Raw genomic sequence first — 18,870 nt, forward strand, 5'->3', positions numbered from 1 at the left:
CTCCCTAATTTTTCATAAAATCGTTTATTCTGTTCAATGCTTGTTCAAATAGCGCTGGGTCTGTTGCGTAGGAAATTCGGATATAGTCCGGCATTCCAAAACCTGAGCCCGGAACAACCGCAACAAAGGCATCATCTAACAAGCTTTTTGCAAAAGCATCCACATCTGCAAAACCTTTCATTTGTGCGGCTTCGGCCACATCGATGAAGAAGTAGAAGGCACCGCTTGGCTTCTTCGGTTTAAAACCTGGAATGGATTCCAAAATCGGATAAAAACGCTCCATTCGCTCCTCAAACGCTTGGTACATCGTTTCTGGGACCGCTTGATCCCCATTGTAAGCTTCCATCGCGCCATATTGTGCATTCGCGGTTGGATTACTCGTCATATGATCCGCTAACCTTCCCATGCTAGCAATGATCGGTTCAGCCGCTGCTGCATAACCAATCCGCCAGCCAGTCATTGCGTAAGCTTTCGATACGCCGTTAATGACAATCGTTAGTTGATACAGCGCATCACTCAACGACGCGATGGACACGAGTTCCTTTTTATCACCATAATATAACTTTTCGTAAATTTCATCGGAAACGACATAGATTCCATGTTTTTCCGCTACTTTCCCAATCGCAACGAGCTCTGCTTTGGAATAGGTCATCCCCGTTGGATTGTTCGGAGAATTCAGCACGATCGCCCGTGTTTTTGACGTCACTGCCTTTTCAAAGTCAGCAGCTGTGATTTTAAAATCCGCCTCAAAACCAGTCTCAACAAAAATCGGTACACCACCAGCAAGCTTGATCTGCTCTGGATACGTCACCCAGTAAGGGACAGGTACGATTACTTCATCACCAGGATTCAAAATAGCCTGAAACGCACAATACAAGACATGTTTGGCACCCGTTCCAACAAAAATTTGGTTTGGCTTATACGCCAAATCTTGATCTTGTTGTAACTTGCCAATAATCGCCTGCTTTAATTCTGGTATTCCTGTTGTTGCCGTGTACTTCGTAAATCCTTTGTTCATCGAATCCACAGCGGCATCAATAATATTCTGCGGGGTATTGAAGTCCGGTTCCCCAGCTCCAAGCCCAATCACATCTACTCCAGCTTGCTTCATCTCTCTTGCTTTCGCTGTAATCGCAAGTGTAGGCGATGCAGCAATTTCTTGGACTCGTTTCGATAGCGGTAGGTCCATGCACGTTCCCTCCTAATTTTAAAAAATCTTATAAATTCTCAATTGCTCGGTACCATTCACCTGTTTCAAAGTCCAAATCGTAATAGTTTAAGTTGTTCGCCTTATCCAAATACGAAACTTCCCAAATCGGTACCCCTTTATCCATACCAAGTGTCACATTTAGAATCTTTACCGGATTCTTTTCTTGCTTCACTTTTGCAATTGCATCTTCTTTTGAAATACCATCGGCTGCGTATTTGACAACTACGGTTCCCTTCTTACTCTTTGGAACCCACGCAATAATATTTTTGCCTTTACTATTCTTACCAGTCAGTACGTAATAAACACCGTTCGCACCGTTATACAGATAAAAATCCTTCTGCTCTTTCAAATCCACCTTACCGTCAATGCGGGCAAGCGCCGTCTCCTTATCCGTGCGAATTGGCTTCTGGGCACTGTAGAAAAAGATAAAGAACCCTGCTACCACAACGATAACTGCTGCTATGCTGATCCAAATCCATTTCCAGTAACTTCTCTGATTACGATTTCGCAAAATATCTACTCTCATTTCTATTAGCTTTTATGCTGTGTTCGCCCATTTCAGGCATAGCTTTATTATAGCAATACGAACACCATATTTGAAGTAAAAAACGGTCATTCAAAAAATTTCTTCACTTCTTCGAGCAATTCCTGCTCCCGGCCTTTTACAATAGGAACCTCAGGAATCGAGTGCAAAAAGGCCTTTCCAAAGTTAGTCGTGTCCACTCGATTATCAAAAACAAATACAATACCGCGATCTGCTTCCCTGCGAATGAGGCGACCAAACCCTTGCTTAAAGCGAAGTACAGCCTCTGGTAAGGAGTATGTTTGAAATGCGTTTTGTCCCATTTTTTTACGCAAAGCAATCTGGGCTTTTGTATACGGATCTTCCAGTGGCGCAAATGGCAGACGTACAATAACCAGACAAGATAAATCATCTCCCGGAATATCAACACCCTCCCAAAAAGTCATGGTTCCCAGTAAAATCGCTTTATCTAAGGCCAAAAACTGTTTGGTTAATCGTGCAGGGCTTCCTGATGATACACCTTGCGCTAAAATACGATATTCTGCAATCGAGGCATCTTGATTCATCTTCCGATATGTTTTTTGTAGCATATCATTGGCCGTAAAAAGCACAAGCATCCGTCCCGAGGTTTCTTTTGCAATCGCACTGAGGTAACTGGCTAACCGGCTCGTATAATCATCTAAAGACGTCCCTTTTACCGGAAGCATATCGGATGGGATTAAAATTCTTGCATTCTCATCATAATGAAACGGTGATTTAATTTGTCTTGTTATGATATCCGCATCCAGTCCCAATTCTGCTTGAATATAGGCAAAAGAATCATTCACAGTGAGCGTGGCTGATGTTAATACAACCGCTTTTTTCGTATCGAAAAAATCTTTTTGCAGTGTATGATTCACTTGTATAATATCCGCCCGAAGCCTCATACTCCCCAGCGATTTATGCCGATCTGACTCAATATACAGCATCATCGCCTCTTCTTTTTCGTATAACATCGTCGCTAACTGTTTTTCGGATTTTTTCCAATCTATGACAAAAGAATAAACCTCTTCCAAAAATGCAGATTCTTTTTCATCGAATACCTCGGCTTTCTGCTTTCCTTCTGTCAAAATCAAGTCTAGTGCAGCGCTAACTTCACGCATAAGAAGCAATGCTTTTTCACCAGCGAAGAATAGCGCCGCATCCAATTTCTCATCGATCACATTCTCCACCAATATTAGTTCTGTTGTATTTTTATTTGATTTCAATAACTTTTGCGCAAGTAGCCTAAATAAGTCATCCAATGCTTCTTCTAGTTTCACAACCGCAATCTCTACATCAAAAAGTTGGTGCTGCTCGGGAAACATCCATTCTAATCGTTTAAGGATTGCCTCTTTTCCTAACGTTCCCAATCTATTCATAAAAAATTTCATGCGTCGATAAGAGAAAACAAAGCTTTTCTGTGCACGTGCTGCATCCGTGAAGTGATGTGCCTCATCGATGACCGCATACTCATAATCAGGTAACCATTGTCCCTTCCCAAAATGATCCTGTAACAGTAGAGCATGATTCACAATGATCAAGTCTGCTGCCTTGGCTTGCTTTTGATTAAAGAGATAAAAATCGTATGCGAGCCATGGATCCTTTGTCGGTGACAGAAACCATCCCGTATGTTTCATACGATTCCAAAATAATTGCCCGCCACCAGACAAATTGACCTCATCAATATCCCCCGTCGTTGTTTCCGTTAACCAAACGAGTAATTGCATTTTTGTAAGTACAACATCATATGTTTTATCGACTTCCGTAAGTAATTGCTCAAATTTAAACAGGTTAATATAATGATCCCTGCCTTTTAACACCACAGCTTGTATGTCAAAACCCGTAAGCGTAGCCAGCAACGGAATATCTTTATGAAATATTTGAGATTGCAAAAGGTTTGTATATGTACTAATCACGATTGGAATTTGCCGTTCTTTCGCAAAATAAATGGCTGGTAAAAAATAGCCCAATGTCTTACCAATCCCAGTTCCAGCTTCTATCAATGTGTCGGTTTCTGCTTTCCATGAATCCATCACTGTATCCATCATCAAAAATTGCCCTACACGTGGTACAAGCGTCACATCCGCCATCTGGAAAAGCGCGATTTTATCATCATTATTACTTGGATAAGTCAACTTATCCGCCCGACTATATTGTGCAACCTTGACATCCTTTTGGCGTATCACAATCCCTCTATATTCCAACCATTGGGGATCTAAATGCTCCATCTCCCGCTCCTTACGCATCTCTATATCAAAGAGCAATTCTGCAAGGAAGCCTGTCAAATGCTGTGCTAAGGTGGTTAACTTCCTAATCGTCGCAAGCGGTAACGACTCGAGCTTCTCCAAGAAAAGTAAAAGTAATTCTGCCGTCACCCGCGCATCACTATCAGCTCGGTGCGGGGCATCATGTCCTAGCCCAAACTCATCTGCTAAATCCTGAAGCTTAAAACTATCCACAGTGGGATACATAATTCGAGCCAGTTCCACTGTATCTAACAGTTTCATTTTTAATGGTGCCTCCCCAGCTTCCCGCATTTCTTTTTGGAGAAATGTCCAGTCAAAACTCACGTTATGCGCCACGAAAATACCGCCATCAATCAACGAATGAATAATCGAAGAGACATCTTCAAACAAAGGTGCATCTTTTACATCTTTGTCCACAATCCCGGTTAATTCCTTTATGAAAGGAGGTATACGTTTCTCTGGATTTAGAAAGGTAGAGAATTGATCCACAATCTTCCCGCCTTCCACAATACATGCTGAAAATTGAATAATTTTATCTGCCTTCGTTGCTTGATTTCCAGTGGTCTCCAGATCTACAACAATATATCGTCTATTCTTCATGGTCATCCATCCCCTTAACGTATAGAAGCTAGGATCCAAGAACCTAGCCTCTATATTTTACAACATCGTCTGCGCTTTTTCTTCTGGTAAAACTTGCGCGATCTTATTTTCCTTATCTAAAACTACTATTTTAGGCTGATGCTTGCTGACTTCTTCTTCATTAAAAACGCCGTATGCCATAATAATAATCGTATCGCCAACTTGCGTCATCCTCGCGGCAGCACCATTCAAACAAATGATACCACTATTTCGCTTCCCAGGGATAATATATGTCTCTAAGCGAGCACCATTATTATTGTTCACTATCTGTACCTTCTCATTTGGAAGCATATCTACAGCTTCTAAAATCGCTGGATCAATCGTAATACTACCAACATAATGGAGGTTGGCTTCGGTAACAGTAGCTTGATGAATTTTGGCATGCATCATTTCACGCATCATGTCTTTGCACCCCCGTAGTTATTTCATTATCAATCAATCTCGCCTTCGAATATTGTAGGCAAATGGCAATAATAATCGGATCATCCCAATCGGTTACAGGCTCAAACGAGGGGTATTGATACATATCCAGATATACCATTCCATGATGCGTCGTTTGCTTATCAATGAAGCTTCTGATATTTGCTAATATAGCCTCTCTATCTTGAGTTTTCGACAATTGCTCTCGTGCTTTAACTAGCGCCTCATGGATAACAGCTGCTTCTTTACGTTCCTGTGCTGTTAAATACACATTTCGTGAACTCTTCGCTAGTCCGTCCTGCTCTCTTACAGTCGGTATAACACGAATCGTTACCGGGAAAAAATAATCAGCAACAAAACCTTCCACCACAGCTACTTGCTGAGCATCCTTCTGACCAAAATAGGCATTCGTAGGCTGAACGAGGTGAAATAACTTCGCTAACACCGTTACGACACCATCAAAATGACCAGGCCTAGCCGCACCGTCTAACACGGAAATTCGTTGTTTCACATGAATCTCAGCCGTTAAATTCTCTGGATACATCACTTCAACAGATGGTATAAAAAGGAGATCTACGCCATTCGCCTCCGCCAATTTTCTATCATGCACCTCATCGCGCGGGTAACTTTCCAAGTCTTCATTCGGCCCGAACTGCGCTGGATTCACAAAAATACTCATAACAACTATTTCATTTTCTTGCTTGGCCGCTGCAACAAGCGCTAAATGGCCTTCGTGTAAATAACCCATGGTCGGAACAAAACCGATGCTTTGTTGCTTCTTTTGATAACCTTTTATTTCAGCGACAAGCATCTCCCTACTACGAATAATTTTCATCTCATTCACCTCCGTACAAGCCCTGCAACGTCTCGTCGCTCATAGTAAACGTGTTTTCTAGCATAGGAAATGTTCCTGCCTTTACTTCACGGACGAAGGTCCCAAGCGCTTGATCGATTGTAGCATCTACATCGGCATACGTTTTGACAAATTTAGCGACACGATCGGTACCATATTGAATTACATCGTGGTAAACCAACACTTGCCCGTCAGTATCCACTCCTGCTCCGATTCCAATCGTAGGGATGGAGACCGCCTGTGTTACTTCTTTAGCAAGCTGCCTTGGGATTGCTTCTAAAACAAGAGCAATAGCTCCTGCCGCTTCCGCCTCCTTCGCATTTTGAAGTAATTCACGCGCGGCACCAAGTGATTTAGCTTGCACTTTATAGCTACCAGTCAGTCCTACCGTTTGAGGGGTTAAACCTAGATGCGCGACAACTGCTACACCACCAGCACTTAGATGTGCGATCTTTTCAAAGACATCACCAGCACCTTCCACTTTCAGCGCATTGGCACCAGTTTCTTGGATCATCTGCCTCGCATTCCGAATGGTTTCTTCCACAGAACCATGGTAGCTTAAAAAAGGCATATCCATGACGACAAACGTACTTGGAGCACCACGTCGCACCGCTTTCGTATGATGAATCATATCCGCAATCGTAACTGGAATGGTCGAGTCATAGCCGAGCACAACCATTCCGAGCGAATCACCAACGAGAATCATATCGATTCCCGCCTTTTCCGCGTTTTTTGCGGACGGATAATCGTATGCCGTTAACATTGTTACTTTTTCCTGTATCGCTTTCATTTGCAAAAAATCAACAGGTTTTTTCATCATTATCTTCTCCTCTTGTCTCTGTCCAAAAAAGCGGATCAAAGCAAAATATTTTCTTTAAAAGAAAGCATGTACCGTTCTTTACTAGATACAGTCAATGATTGCCTTCCTCCATGCTATAGTAACACATTTCGACGCATTTCGAAAGTTCTTAAACCCGCGGAAAATAAAGCTTTTATCAAGAAAAACGCATGCTATTCTCGAATGAATTCGTGACCATGCGTTTCTTCTAACTATTTGCTATATTTTTCAAACCATGCTTTTAATGCAGCTTTATCATCATTCCCATCATACCGCGCAACTTCTTTACCATTTTCCAAGTAATAGATGACGGGGACTGTCTTTACTTTCATATCTTGTAAAAACGTTTTTGTCTTCTCTTCGTCTTTTTCTCGTGCAGCATCTGTATCAAAGTACGCAAGCCGCATATCCTTGTCTTTTAAAACACTATCCAATGTTGGTTGGAAAGCTTGGCAATCTGGGCATGTTGGTCTACCGATGTAAACAAAGCCACTCTCTTTCTTGTCCACTTTTGACTGGAATTCTGCCATCGTAATCTTATCTAACTGCTTGCTATCTTCTGTCGATGTATTGCCACATGCGGTGAGCACCAACATAATACCTACGATACTTAAAAAAATTAATCTCTTCATTCCTTCAAAACTCCTCTTTTATATCGGTAAAATCAGATGAATATCTAGCGGTTCCAACTCAAATAAGTAAATATCTGGTGGATTCGCTAACTCTGCTCCCAATCTTAAATAAAAATCAACCGTATTCCGAACTGGTGTGGCGGATATATATAATTCCTTCGCTCCAAGTTCATTCGCTTCTTGTGAAATAATATCGACAAGGCGCCTGCCAAGCCCTTTATGTCGATAGTCATGACTAACATAGAGCATGTCTAACTTCATTATTCGGCCGTTAATTAAATAACTCTCTAGTGAGACCAAACCAACAATGTGATCCTTTTCGAATGCACCAATAATAATGCCATCTCGGTCAAATATAGATTCTAGGCGCTGCGTATAAAGCGCTAACTCACTTTCTAACCATCCATCGATATCATAATATTCCTTTACTAATCGTAATTCGTGATTTCGAATGTAGTAGACTTCATCCACTAACTCCTTGCGATCAATCTCCTTTAACAGAGACAACTCTTTGCGACTCAACCATCTAAACTCCATCTACAACGCTCCTTTTTGGCGGTTTTCCCTAGTATACATGAGTACCTAAGAAAAGAAAAAACGCCAAAAAAGATTTTATTTCTCATTTTGCCTAGCTCCCAAATAAAATTAAAAGCCTATCCGTATTTTTTCATAGCTGATGAGCTCTTTTCTAAATCCCTTTTCTCAAGAAAAAAGAAATTTACTATCCTAACAAAATATCTGCAGAAAAGATCGCATGTTCTTCCCCGACAGCATCTTGCACAATGAGGACACCCTCATCGGAGATACCTTTGACGGTACCGCGAATTTCACCTTTTAACGTTTTCGCGATAATCTTTTCACTAAAAGGAATCGCCCTGGCCTCCCATAGTAGCTTGATTGGAGCAAAACCTTGATTTAAGAATAGTTCGTAGTATTTCTCCAATTGACTGACAATTTCACCATATAAGGCACCTCTTGAAATCGGATGTCCCGCTAGAATAGCTAAAGATGTCGCTTTTTCACGTAATTCTTCTGGAAAGGCATCTTGATTCACATTGATGCCTGTGCCAATGATAACCGCGTGAACTTGCTCCGCTTCCGCCTGCATCTCGGTCAAAACTCCGCATACTTTGCGCTTGTCAATATATAAATCATTGGGCCACTTGATTTGTGGTTCAAGCCCTGTGACATTCTCTATCGCCTCTGCAATTGCTAGGGAAGCAATGAAAGTAAACTGAGGAACTTGCTGCATTGGTATTTCTGGGCGCAAAATCGTACTCATCCAAATACCTGTCCCTTTTTGGGAATTCCAGGGCCTCGCTAAACGACCTTTTCCAGCCGTTTGCTGATCGGCGACAATGACAGTTCCGCTCGGTGCCCCCTCTCCAACAAGCTGATGCGCAATAATCTGGGTCGATGTCACATCTGGATAAAAAGCTACCTGTTGTCCGATAAATTTTGTTTTGGCATGAAAATACAATATATCTTCTGCAAATGCGTCCTCTGTTGGCCTAATCGCGTAGCCACTTCCACGTTTAGCATCAATTTCAAAACCAGCTTTTTTTAATTCCTCAATCTGTTTCCATACAGCGGTTCTACTACAATTCAATGCGTCTGCCAGTTCTTGCCCTGAAACCAAACCGCCTTCTGCCGCTCGAAAAACATCTAATAATTTGCGTCGTTTAACTGATAACATGTTTCACCCATCCTTTAATTTCCTCTGGTGTATTAGCGATATCGCCTTCAATAATTGCTTGATCAAGCTGTGCTAGTAATACTTTCAACCATGGCCCGCCCTTTTTGCCAGTCCAAGCCATAATATCATTTCCCGTTGCTTTTATATCACTACGAGACTGTACACAAAAACCGGCAAAACGCGTATATAAAGCGTCCCATACAGTTATTCCTGTTCGAACGAAGCGTCCTTTTTCAATCAGTGCGACCGTATCCATCCCTGTTACAAACAACTCATAGTCACTCCACACTGTTTTGTCAGCTAATGCATACGCTTTTGTCACATCACGAATCAGCTTATTCGGCAATTTCCATGCGCGCAGAAAAATCGATACGTTCACCGGTTGTACGGCCAATACGACAACAAACCAGATCGTAGTCTCATCTTTGACAGCTGCTAAATCCCATTTATCTAGTCGCTCTAACGCATCCTTTCGACCTTTCAACCCTGGCAAAAATGGCAAAATGCCTAACTCATGAAGTAAGGGAAGCGCTACTTTCACAGCCTCACCGCGCATTAATTTCACAAACTCTACTGCAATCCGCTCCACCGCAATATTTTCTAAAAGCTCACTGTTTTGCAATATCGCATCATATGTATTTCTTTCCAAATCGAAACATAATTGGCTCACAAAACGAACACCACGCATCATCCGTAACGCATCTTCATGGAATCGTTCGAAAGGGACACCAACGGCACGAATTTGTTTTTTCGCCATGTCTTTTTGCCCTCCAAAAGGGTCGATAAAACGGCCATCCAATCCCATCGCAATCGCATTCATCGTGAAGTCACGGCGCTCTAAATCTTTTTCCAAAGAACGGATAAACACCACTTCGTCCGGTCGCCTGAAGTCCGCATAAGTCCCTTCCGTCCGAAACGTTGTTATCTCATATATTTCTCCTGCCTCGAGCACCGAAACCGTTCCATGCTCAATGCCCGTATCAAATGTCCTCGTGAAGACCTGTTTGACCTCCTCCGGAAATGCGCTCGTCGCAATATCAATGTCTGCCACTGGTCGCCTAAGCAACGTGTCACGCACCGAACCACCTACAAAATAAGCCTCAAAACCAGCCTGTTCTAGTTTTGCTAAAACAGGCACGGCCTTTTTAAAAATGTCTTTCATAACTAGTTGCTCCTATTCTTCATTGCGTCTTAAGTCGCGCCAATCCATGAATCCTTCTTGCAAACCGCGCAATAATACTTCAGCTGTTCCGACATTAGTCGCAAGTGGAATTTCATAAACATCGCATAATCTTATGAGCGCGGTCACATCTGGTTCGTGTGGTTGCGCTGTAAGTGGATCGCGTAAGAAGATCACCAAGTCCATCTTGTCCTCAGAAATTCGAGAACCGATTTGTTGATCGCCACCGAGCGGACCTGACTGAAAACGGTATACCGAAAGTCCGGTCGCCTCCATGATTCGCAAGCCAGTCGTTCCTGTTGCGAATAACTTGTGCGGCTCTAAGATGAGTTTATAAGCTAGCATAAGCTCTATCATCAATTCTTTTTTACGATCGTGTGCGATTAAGGCAATGTTCATGTATAACCACTCCTCATCAAATTAAATTTTCTAAACCATAAACAAGCGTATCGAGCTCTGCTGTTTTTCGGATGGAAAAAGCGACGCCTGACATGAAAGAAATTCGGTCGTAAGAATCATGACGAATCGTGAGACCCTGACCTTCCGCGCCAAATTGTACTTGTTGATGAGCGATAAGACCAGGCAAGCGAACACTGTGAATCCGCATTCCTTCATAATCTGCGCCTCGTGCACCTTTCATTATCTCCTCTTCATTTGCCGCACCTTGCTGTTTTGGCTCGCGAACTTCTGCCATCATTTCGGCTGTCTTTACCGCGGTACCGCTTGGCGCATCTAGTTTATTATCGTGATGCAATTCGATGATTTCCACGTCTGGGAAGTATTTCGCCGCTTTTTGCGCAAACTGCATCATAAGCACCGCACCTACCGCAAAATTAGGCGCAATAATCGCACCAATTTTTTTCGAGGCTGCAAGCTCTGTTAGTTCTGTAATTTGTTCTGGTGTGAATCCAGTCGTTCCAACCACTGGACTTACGCCGTGTGCCAAGACCAGCTTGGTATTGGAATAACCGACTTTAGGTGTCGTAAAATCAACAACAGCATCCAATGTCACATCCGTCAGCAATTTTTCCAAATCATCAAATACTGGTACATCTAAATCCGAAAAATCAGCAATCTCAGAGATGTTTTTCTCTTTCGGCGCATGATCGAGTACTGCAACAAGTTCCAAATCTGCTTCACGGAGGACCGTTTTCACTACCTCATGCCCCATTCTACCTTTAAAGCCTAATACTGCTACTTTCATCTATTTGTCCTCCTTCTTGGTCCATCTATCGGCGTCACGTTCCTTGAATTTCTTCATGACCGTATCGTGGGCCTCTTCTAAGCTAATATTTAGCGAATTTGCCATACAAATAAGGACAAATAACACATCTCCGAGTTCCGCAGCTACCGTATTCTCCGGTTCGCTAGCTTTCTTCGGCTTCTCGCCGTAATAATGATTAATCTCGCGAGCAAGCTCTCCTGTTTCCTCTGTCACACGCGCCATCATCGCTAAAGGAGAAAAATACCCCTCTTCAAATTGACCAATCAACGCGTCTACCTCATCTTGCAACTGCTGCATCGTTTTTCCCATGCTTTATTTCGCTCCTTTTGTGGTAAACTAACGTAAGACTTTATTTACCCATTTTACGTCTGTTATAATCATTATAGCTAAGAAGTCCTTGCTACGTCTATAAAAAGGAATTCGTTCATTTAAGCACTAAAAAAGGGAGTGAAGGTCTATGTGGCAAGATGTTCGTGTTAAAAATATCGTATTTATCTTACTTGGAACAACGATTTATGGATTTGGGCTTGTCAATTTCAATATCGCAAATGATCTTGGAGAAGGTGGATTAACTGGGATTACCTTGCTATTACTTCATTTTACAGGTATCGATCCCGCCTATTCAAACCTTATTTTAAACATTCCGCTCTTTTTCATCGGTTGGCGTATTCTCGGCAACCGTGCGCTTATCTATACGATTATTGGCACGATAGGCCTATCGCTATCGCTTTGGGTATTCCAGCGCGTTCCTTATCGCCTGGATCTACACGATGATCTTTTACTCGTGGCGCTTTTTGCTGGTGGTTTTACGGGGATTGGGCTTGGTTTTGTCTTCCGATATGGTGGGACAACTGGTGGTAGCGATATTATGGCCCAAGTGTTGCATCGCAAAAAAGGCGTGAGTATGGGCCGGACCTTGTTTGCGATTGACGCCGTCGTGCTGACGCTTTCGCTGTCTTATTTAGATGTTCGGCAAGTGATGTATACTCTCGTTGCTGTTTTTATCGGCGCTCGTGTAATTGATTTCATGCAAGAAGGAGCCTACGCTGCCCGCGGCGCCCTCATTATTTCCGCCCACAATGACAAAATTGCCGAGCATGTGATGTTAGCGATGAATCGCGGTGTAACAGTGCTTGAAGGGCGTGGAGGCTTTTCGAAAAAAGAGCAAGATGTCTTGTATATCGTAGTTGCGAAGAATGAAATAGTACAGTTGAAAAACATAGTCAACACGACTGACCCGCACGCCTTCGTCTCCGTTTCCGTCGTGCATGACGTGATGGGAGAAGGGTTTACGTTGGATGAGGATAAGAAACCTTTGATATGAAGTGCTGAAACGGCCCGTTAGACTCGAAAAAAATTGTTAGGGGCTGCAGAAAAAGTCCTCTTTTGACTTTTATTGCGGCCACGAAATTTTCGAGAGTCTGGCCGTTGAAGCCGGATCTGATGAAGTGCTGAAACGGCCACGAAGTTTTCAAGGAGTTGGGAATTGGAAGGCAGTTTCATTACACCCGTATTAAGGCTCTAAATCGGTGAGTGATGCCTCATAAGAACCGCAACAAAACATAGACCAGCACGACTTACTAAAAAAGTTCTACATTTTGTTTCATATTAAGTCTTATTTTGCATCTAAGCGCCGTTTTAATGAACGAATGCTCACTGTGTTCGCACTCATATTGAGGCTCTAATTCAGCAAGGGATGCTTCATAAGAGCCACAACAACAACAACAACAACAATAAAGGAGCTAAAACCATGGAAAAAATACTAATCGTTGAAGACGATCCAAAAATCGCCACTTTATTACAAGATTACCTACGCAAGTACAATCTAGACGCCCATATCACTACCGATTTCGATGACGTGATGCCTCTTTTTGAAGAGCTTGCGCCACATCTTGTCCTACTCGATATCAACTTGCCCAAATATGACGGTTACTTTTGGTGTCGCAAAATTCGCGAAATCTCGGTCTGTCCCATTATATTCATCTCTGCGCGTGACGGAGAACTCGACCAAGTTATGGCACTTGAAAATGGAGCGGACGACTACATAACGAAACCGTTCTCCTACCAAGTCGTTATCGCGAAAGTTCGCGCCCAATTGCGACGCGTTTATGGCGATTTTGCCAATCAATATCAAGAACCTGCATTTCATGAAGGTAGCCTCTCTTTTTACCCGTTAAAATTCACGATAGAACGTGCTGGAAAAACGCTCGAACTAAGCAAGAATGAAGCGAAATTGCTCGAAGTCATTTGGCGAACAGCTCCAAACATTGCAAATCGCGATCTCTTGTATGAAGAAATTTGGGATGAAGTCACTTTTATTGATGATAATACCCTAAGTGTCAACGTTGCTAGACTTCGCAAAAAATTACTGGATCTTGGTGTCCAAGATTCGATCAAATCTGTTCGTGGTTACGGTTATCAGTGGGTTTACAAGGAGGAATCTTGATGCGCTTATTTTTTCGCAGTCACCTGTCCTTTCTTCTGTTTACACTCATCTTGTCCCTTTTTACTATAGGCCTCTTTTGGCTAGATGGCTACAAAAGTGTTCGTCTCATCATCTATGTCCTTTTCCTCTGGGTAGTGCTTGGCGCCTTGTTCTTAACTATCCGCTACTTCGGATATCGCCGTGTTTTTAAACGCTTAGAACAAGCTAGTGTCATAGCATCCGAATTCCACCCCAACGAAGGTTCATCGTTTAGTCAAGCCTTCGAAAGCTATTTAGCACAACAATACCACGCCTATCAAGTTGACCTTCAAAAATGGCGTGCAAAAGATACCGATCGCAACATCTTCATCAATCAGTGGGTCCATCAAATGAAAACACCTGTATCGGTCATCGAACTCATGACACAAAATCAATCCGATCCAACACTTCGTAGCATTCAAGAGGAGACTGATAAAATCAAGCAAGGCCTTGACACAGTGCTTTATACGCTACGCCTCGAAACGTTTGAAAATGATTTCGTTGTCGAGCACACAGACTTAAAAACGCTCGCCACCGAAGCAATCAACGAACATAAACGGCTATTCATCAGGCATCACCTCTATCCAAAAGTCGAAATCGATCCAGATCTATTTTTAGAAACAGACAAGAAATGGTTCGTCTTCCTGTTGGGTCAACTCCTGTCTAACGCGATCAAATACTCGCCACAAAAAGGAAGTAATGTCGAAATAACAGCGATAACAGAGGCGACCGGCTATTTGCTGACCATCCAAGATTATGGCATTGGCATCGAAAAATCAGATCTTCCTCGCGTTTTCCGTCCTTTTTTTACAGGAGAAAACGGTCGGAAATACCAACATTCCACAGGTATGGGACTTTTCCTCGTATCAGAAATATGTCAGAAACTTGGGTATCAGCTCTCCATCGAATCTGAAATTGGCTCTGGTACAACCATTCTTATTCGGATTCCTATTCAAAAATAAACTTACAACAACGTAAGATTTTGTCATTAGAATCGATACCGCCCTTCCCACTTTGTCTGCTACACTAGTCCTATCAACGAAAGAGGAGGTCTTGTTATGACGCTTTTAAAAGTAGAGCAAGTCAATAAAATATACACAGGAAATGTGCAATACCAAGCGATTTCTAATCTGGATTTATCGGTCGAAAAAGGAGAATTTGTTGGGATTATGGGCCCTTCAGGTAGCGGGAAAACAACGTTGCTCAATATGATTGCTACTATCGATCCACCAACGAGCGGCACCGTGCAAATACATGATGCGAACCCCTATACATTATCTTTTGACAAACTTGCCGAATTCAGGCGGAAGGAACTCGGTTTTATTTTCCAATCTTTTAATCTATTGGACACGCTGACGGTACGTGAAAATATCTTGCTACCACTCACGCTCGATGGTACCCCACTAGCAACGATGAATGAAAAATTAGATGTAATCGCCGCAAAACTTGGCATCACGCCAATTTTAGATAAACGCACGTATCAAATTTCCGGTGGTGAGTCACAACGAACAGCCGTTGCGCGTGCTGCGATTCATGAACCAAAATTATTTTTAGCGGATGAACCTACGGGAAACTTGGATTCTAAAAATAGTGAGGAAGTGATGCAGCTACTCAGCCGATTGAATAAGGACGAAGAGGCTACTATATTGCTCGTCACGCATGATCCGCAAGCTGCATCCCACTGCGATCGTGTTGTATTTATTAAAGATGGTTCGCTGTACAATGAGATTTATCGCGGCGATAACACGGCTGTTTTTTACCAGCAAATCATGGACACTTTGACGCTACTAGGAGGAAAACAACATGTCATTCCGCCAGTTCGTCATTAATAATGTTCGCCGTAATCCGAAAGTCTATGGCCCTTATTTCTTTACTAGTTTTTTCGCTGTGACGATGTTTTTCGTCTATGCTTTACTCGTTTTTCACCCCGAATTTAAGAATAATATTGATTCTTCTAGTACAACAATGAGTTATTTCGCGATGATTGGCTTCCAAGTCTCACAGGTGATTATCGTTGTATTCTCGGCTTTTGCGATTTTTTATGCCGTTAGTACGTTTCTGAAGACTCGAAAAGCAGAATTCGGCCTGTTGCTCATTCAAGGAATCAATAAAAAACAGCTTGTTAAATTGATTTTCTGGGAGAACATGTTGGCTGGTCTTGCTGCAGTCGTTTGCGGGGTTATCTTTGGTTTTATTTTTTCGAAGGTCATTTTGCTGATTTGCTCTAAAATTTTAGCGTTAACGGAAACATTGCCATTTTACTTCCCTTGGAAACCAATTTTGCTTACATTTGGTGTTTTTGGTTTAATGTTTTTAGTCATTTCTTTGGTGACTTCTTTTACGATTCGTGTCAATAATCTAAAAGCTTTGCTGGCCTCACAGAAAGAACCGAAAAAGGAAATCAAGGCATCTTGGTATATCGCCCTACTTGCTTTGGTCCTTATTGGAACAGGATATAGCGTCGTTCTTTTGTTTACAAATCTCGAATCGTTTGCTCTCACGCCACTCTTCACTGGTGTCATTTTGGTCGTCATCGGAACCTATTTCTTCTTTAGTCAGTTGCTTGTTTTTGTGCTGACACGTTTGCGTAAGAGAGAATCTTTCTTTTTTAAACGCACGAATCTTCTTACTTTTTCAGAGTTAATTTATCAAATGCGTGATAATGTGAGCACTTTCTTCATTGTGGCAATCGTTTCTGCAACCGCAATTACAGCGATGGGAACAAGTTCAGCAATTGGTAGTAGCGGACTTGCAGAGATGTCGGAGAATCCATATGCGATTACTTATAAAGCTTACGGACAGGACGAGGTTAGTAAGGACATCATTTCCTATACGGAAAAAACGCTCCATAACGATTCTTACAAAAGAGCAGATGGATATTTCTATCAATTTTCTGATGATGCCGATGTTTTCTATTCTTTTATGTCCATTAACGATTATAATGCCTTGATGGGCTTGCGAGATGAAGCGGAGATAAAGATACCAACTGGAACCGTTGTCTTGCTACCAACAGATAGCCTCAGCGAAACGAAACTAAAAAAGGATGCTCCGAAAAAGTTCGAACTCCAGTTTTCGAATAAAACAATAACGCTACCTGTTGAGAAAGTAGCGCCGATTAATCGCTTTCCATATGGGTCTGGTTCTAACGGTATGCCAAATGTGACGTTGCTTGCCAATCAAGCGGATATCGACATGCTGTGGCAGGAATCAGAGGCGCGTTATAAAAACGCAGAGGATAACTATAATGCGAAAATCCCGTACAGCATTTTTCATACGGATGATTGGGAAAATACCACAACCACAGCGAAAAAACTATCGGACTACATCAATATTTGGAATGATAAGAATCAAAATATTAACAAAGGCATCTATACTGGTTTTGAATCACTCGCTTTACAGTGGCAAAGTATGCAGCAAGTCAACGGCCTTCTTCTCTTGCTGACCGTCTTATGTGGTGCTGTATTCTACACTTTCTCGGCAGGCTTCATCTACTTACGCCTGCACAGCGATTTAAAACGAGATGAACAACAATACAAAATGCTTTTCAAAATTGGTTTAACGAAACCAGAACTGCATAAAATCGTAGCGAGGCAACTACGGGTTATGTTTTTCCTACCGCTTTTCGTGGCAGTGATTCATTCACTCGTAGCTTTCCTCGCCCTGCAAAACTTACTTGATTTCAATATTTGGAAAAATGTTGGCATCGTGATTGGCATCTTCATCGTCGTCCAAGCCGTCTATTATTTCTTCGTGAAACACCAATACTTGAAACAGCTTCGTCGCATCATGAAGTAATCGAATTGCTCGGATCAAAACCAGTAATATCGGTTTTTGGTGTCTTTCCTTGAATCAAATCAACGAGAATTTTGGCGACGTAAGGGCCTGTTGTGAGTCCTGATGAGCCTAGCCCATTCGCTACAAAAATATGCTTTGCAGTTGGCAAGGCTCCAATAACTGGCGTGAAGTCTGGTGTAAATGGTCGCGTACCTACCCGGATTTCCGCCAGTTTTGCGTTTTTTACAGCCGGTGCAAAACGCGCAATCTCCTCTAAAATTTCTTCGATAGCCTCCTCGGTTGGCTCCAGGTCAAAACCGCCTTCATTCTCATGTGTGGCACCGATGATTACCCGACCATCATCGAATGGTACGATACTTTTCGCGCTCGGTGGCAAAACGACTGGCCAATGGTTCGTGTCGACGCCCTCCAATTGAAGGTGTAATAGCTGCCCCTTTTGTGGGTGAATCGCGGCTTGGAGTCCGAGTGGTTGGAGCAATTCTGGCAACCAAGCCCCTGCTACGAGGATGATTTTGTCGGCCAGCATCCTCTCGTTCCCTACCAAAACGGTCATTGCCTCTCCTTGTTTTTCGAGCTGCGCTTTATCGCGAATAATCCTAGCACCATGCGCCTTCGCTGCGTCTGCTAACGCCAAAACGAGCGATTTCCCATCCACCCGTGCGCCTCCGCTCACAAAAAGACCTCCGAACACTGGGTCTACTATTGGAAATTTTGCTTTCGTTTCCGCTTTTGACAGCTGTGTAATTTCGCCAATTTCTGGTGCTTCCACGTGACGACTAGCAGCGATTTGTTCCAGTTCCGAAAGTTTTGCCTCGTCTTCTCGTAAACAAAGTGCGCCGACCATTTTATAGCCTGTATTCAGCGTTGTGTCTTGCGCCAGTTCCTCAATGAGCGTCGGATAATAGCGTGCACTATCTTTGGCTAATTCATACCATACTTTGTTGCGGCGTTTCGACAGCCATGGACACACAATCCCAGCTGCTGCAACCGTCGCTTGACCTGGTTCTTTTCTATCGATAACGATAACTTCTTTTTGTTGTTTAGCAAGCAAATACGCGGCCGTCATGCCTACAATTCCTCCGCCAATAATGACGATTTTTTCCATTTTATACACCCCATCTCACTCCC

19 protein-coding genes are annotated in these 18,870 nt (G+C 42.7%); 5 read left to right on the forward strand and 14 right to left on the reverse strand.

From position 1 onward, the window contains the following. Positions 1 to 4: 4 nt before the first annotated feature. The 13 genes from HCJ54_RS04450 to HCJ54_RS04510 all read right to left on the reverse strand — a co-directional run bounded on the left by HCJ54_RS04450 (position 5) and on the right by HCJ54_RS04510 (position 11,792). Entirely contained in the window at positions 5 to 1,189 is a 1,185-nt protein-coding gene (locus HCJ54_RS04450) for a pyridoxal phosphate-dependent aminotransferase (protein ID WP_187136766.1), read from the reverse strand. A 28-nt stretch (positions 1,190 to 1,217) separates the two neighbouring features. Continuing rightward, on the reverse strand, positions 1,218 to 1,736 hold the full coding sequence (locus HCJ54_RS04455) for a cell wall elongation regulator TseB-like domain-containing protein (protein ID WP_077914549.1): 519 nt from the start codon (positions 1,734 to 1,736) through the stop codon (positions 1,218 to 1,220). A gap of 86 nt (positions 1,737 to 1,822) precedes the next feature. Next, the gene (dinG, locus tag HCJ54_RS04460; RefSeq protein WP_187136767.1) at positions 1,823 to 4,600 is read right to left on the reverse strand and encodes an ATP-dependent DNA helicase DinG; all 2,778 of its coding nucleotides are present in this window, start codon (positions 4,598 to 4,600) and stop codon (positions 1,823 to 1,825) included. Positions 4,601 to 4,657: 57 nt separating this feature from the next. Beyond that, positions 4,658 to 5,041 (reverse strand): aspartate 1-decarboxylase, encoded by a 384-nt coding sequence (panD, locus tag HCJ54_RS04465; protein WP_187136768.1) that lies wholly within the window; start codon positions 5,039 to 5,041, stop codon positions 4,658 to 4,660. Then, on the reverse strand, positions 5,031 to 5,894 hold the full coding sequence (gene panC, locus HCJ54_RS04470) for a pantoate--beta-alanine ligase (protein WP_187136769.1): 864 nt from the start codon (positions 5,892 to 5,894) through the stop codon (positions 5,031 to 5,033). Before panC ends, panD begins: the two co-directional genes overlap by 11 nt. 1 nt (position 5,895) lies before the next feature. After that, complete coding sequence (gene panB / locus HCJ54_RS04475) at positions 5,896 to 6,729, reverse strand: 3-methyl-2-oxobutanoate hydroxymethyltransferase (protein WP_187136847.1); 834 nt, start codon at positions 6,727 to 6,729, stop codon at positions 5,896 to 5,898. 233 nt (positions 6,730 to 6,962) lie between these two features. Then, complete coding sequence (locus HCJ54_RS04480; protein ID WP_187136770.1) at positions 6,963 to 7,382, reverse strand: thioredoxin family protein; 420 nt, start codon at positions 7,380 to 7,382, stop codon at positions 6,963 to 6,965. Between the two features lie 18 nt (positions 7,383 to 7,400). Further along, entirely contained in the window at positions 7,401 to 7,919 is a 519-nt protein-coding gene (locus HCJ54_RS04485) for a GNAT family N-acetyltransferase (protein ID WP_185408945.1), read from the reverse strand. A 184-nt stretch (positions 7,920 to 8,103) separates the two neighbouring features. Further along, positions 8,104 to 9,078 (reverse strand): biotin--[acetyl-CoA-carboxylase] ligase, encoded by a 975-nt coding sequence (locus tag HCJ54_RS04490; protein ID WP_187136771.1) that lies wholly within the window; start codon positions 9,076 to 9,078, stop codon positions 8,104 to 8,106. Then, positions 9,065 to 10,240: a CCA tRNA nucleotidyltransferase gene (locus HCJ54_RS04495; protein WP_187136772.1), complete on the reverse strand. Its 1,176-nt coding sequence runs from the start codon at positions 10,238 to 10,240 to the stop codon at positions 9,065 to 9,067. The genes HCJ54_RS04490 and HCJ54_RS04495 overlap by 14 nt, the downstream gene beginning before the upstream one ends. A 12-nt stretch (positions 10,241 to 10,252) precedes the next feature. Continuing rightward, entirely contained in the window at positions 10,253 to 10,657 is a 405-nt protein-coding gene (gene mgsA, locus HCJ54_RS04500; RefSeq protein WP_187136773.1) for a methylglyoxal synthase, read from the reverse strand. Positions 10,658 to 10,673: 16 nt separating this feature from the next. After that, positions 10,674 to 11,462 carry a 4-hydroxy-tetrahydrodipicolinate reductase gene (gene dapB, locus HCJ54_RS04505; RefSeq protein WP_187136774.1) on the reverse strand — a complete coding sequence of 263 codons (789 nt, stop codon included), beginning with the start codon at positions 11,460 to 11,462 and terminating at the stop codon, positions 10,674 to 10,676. Beyond that, entirely contained in the window at positions 11,463 to 11,792 is a 330-nt protein-coding gene (locus HCJ54_RS04510; RefSeq protein ID WP_187136775.1) for a nucleotide pyrophosphohydrolase, read from the reverse strand. Positions 11,793 to 11,940: 148 nt separating this feature from the next. Here HCJ54_RS04510 and HCJ54_RS04515 point away from each other — a divergent pair, with 148 nt between their 5' ends. From HCJ54_RS04515 to HCJ54_RS04535, 5 genes are all read left to right on the forward strand, one after another. Then, complete coding sequence (locus HCJ54_RS04515) at positions 11,941 to 12,807, forward strand: YitT family protein (protein ID WP_187136776.1); 867 nt, start codon at positions 11,941 to 11,943, stop codon at positions 12,805 to 12,807. Between the two features lie 426 nt (positions 12,808 to 13,233). Beyond that, positions 13,234 to 13,929 carry a response regulator transcription factor gene (locus HCJ54_RS04520; protein ID WP_187136777.1) on the forward strand — a complete coding sequence of 232 codons (696 nt, stop codon included), beginning with the start codon at positions 13,234 to 13,236 and terminating at the stop codon, positions 13,927 to 13,929. Continuing rightward, entirely contained in the window at positions 13,929 to 14,909 is a 981-nt protein-coding gene (locus HCJ54_RS04525; RefSeq protein WP_187136778.1) for a sensor histidine kinase, read from the forward strand. Before HCJ54_RS04520 ends, HCJ54_RS04525 begins: the two co-directional genes overlap by 1 nt. A gap of 96 nt (positions 14,910 to 15,005) precedes the next feature. Beyond that, positions 15,006 to 15,776: an ABC transporter ATP-binding protein gene (locus HCJ54_RS04530; protein WP_187136779.1), complete on the forward strand. Its 771-nt coding sequence runs from the start codon at positions 15,006 to 15,008 to the stop codon at positions 15,774 to 15,776. Further along, positions 15,751 to 17,742: an FtsX-like permease family protein gene (locus tag HCJ54_RS04535; RefSeq protein ID WP_187136780.1), complete on the forward strand. Its 1,992-nt coding sequence runs from the start codon at positions 15,751 to 15,753 to the stop codon at positions 17,740 to 17,742. Before HCJ54_RS04530 ends, HCJ54_RS04535 begins: the two co-directional genes overlap by 26 nt. On the opposite strand, the gene HCJ54_RS04540 is transcribed toward HCJ54_RS04535, so the two are convergent. Then, complete coding sequence (locus tag HCJ54_RS04540; protein WP_244966900.1) at positions 17,732 to 18,847, reverse strand: NAD(P)/FAD-dependent oxidoreductase; 1,116 nt, start codon at positions 18,845 to 18,847, stop codon at positions 17,732 to 17,734. The genes HCJ54_RS04535 and HCJ54_RS04540 overlap by 11 nt on opposite strands. Positions 18,848 to 18,870: the final 23 nt, after the last annotated feature.

It is taken from the genome of Listeria grandensis (assembly GCF_014322885.1).
GTDB classification, from domain to species: Bacteria; Bacillota; Bacilli; order Lactobacillales; family Listeriaceae; genus Listeria_A; species Listeria_A grandensis.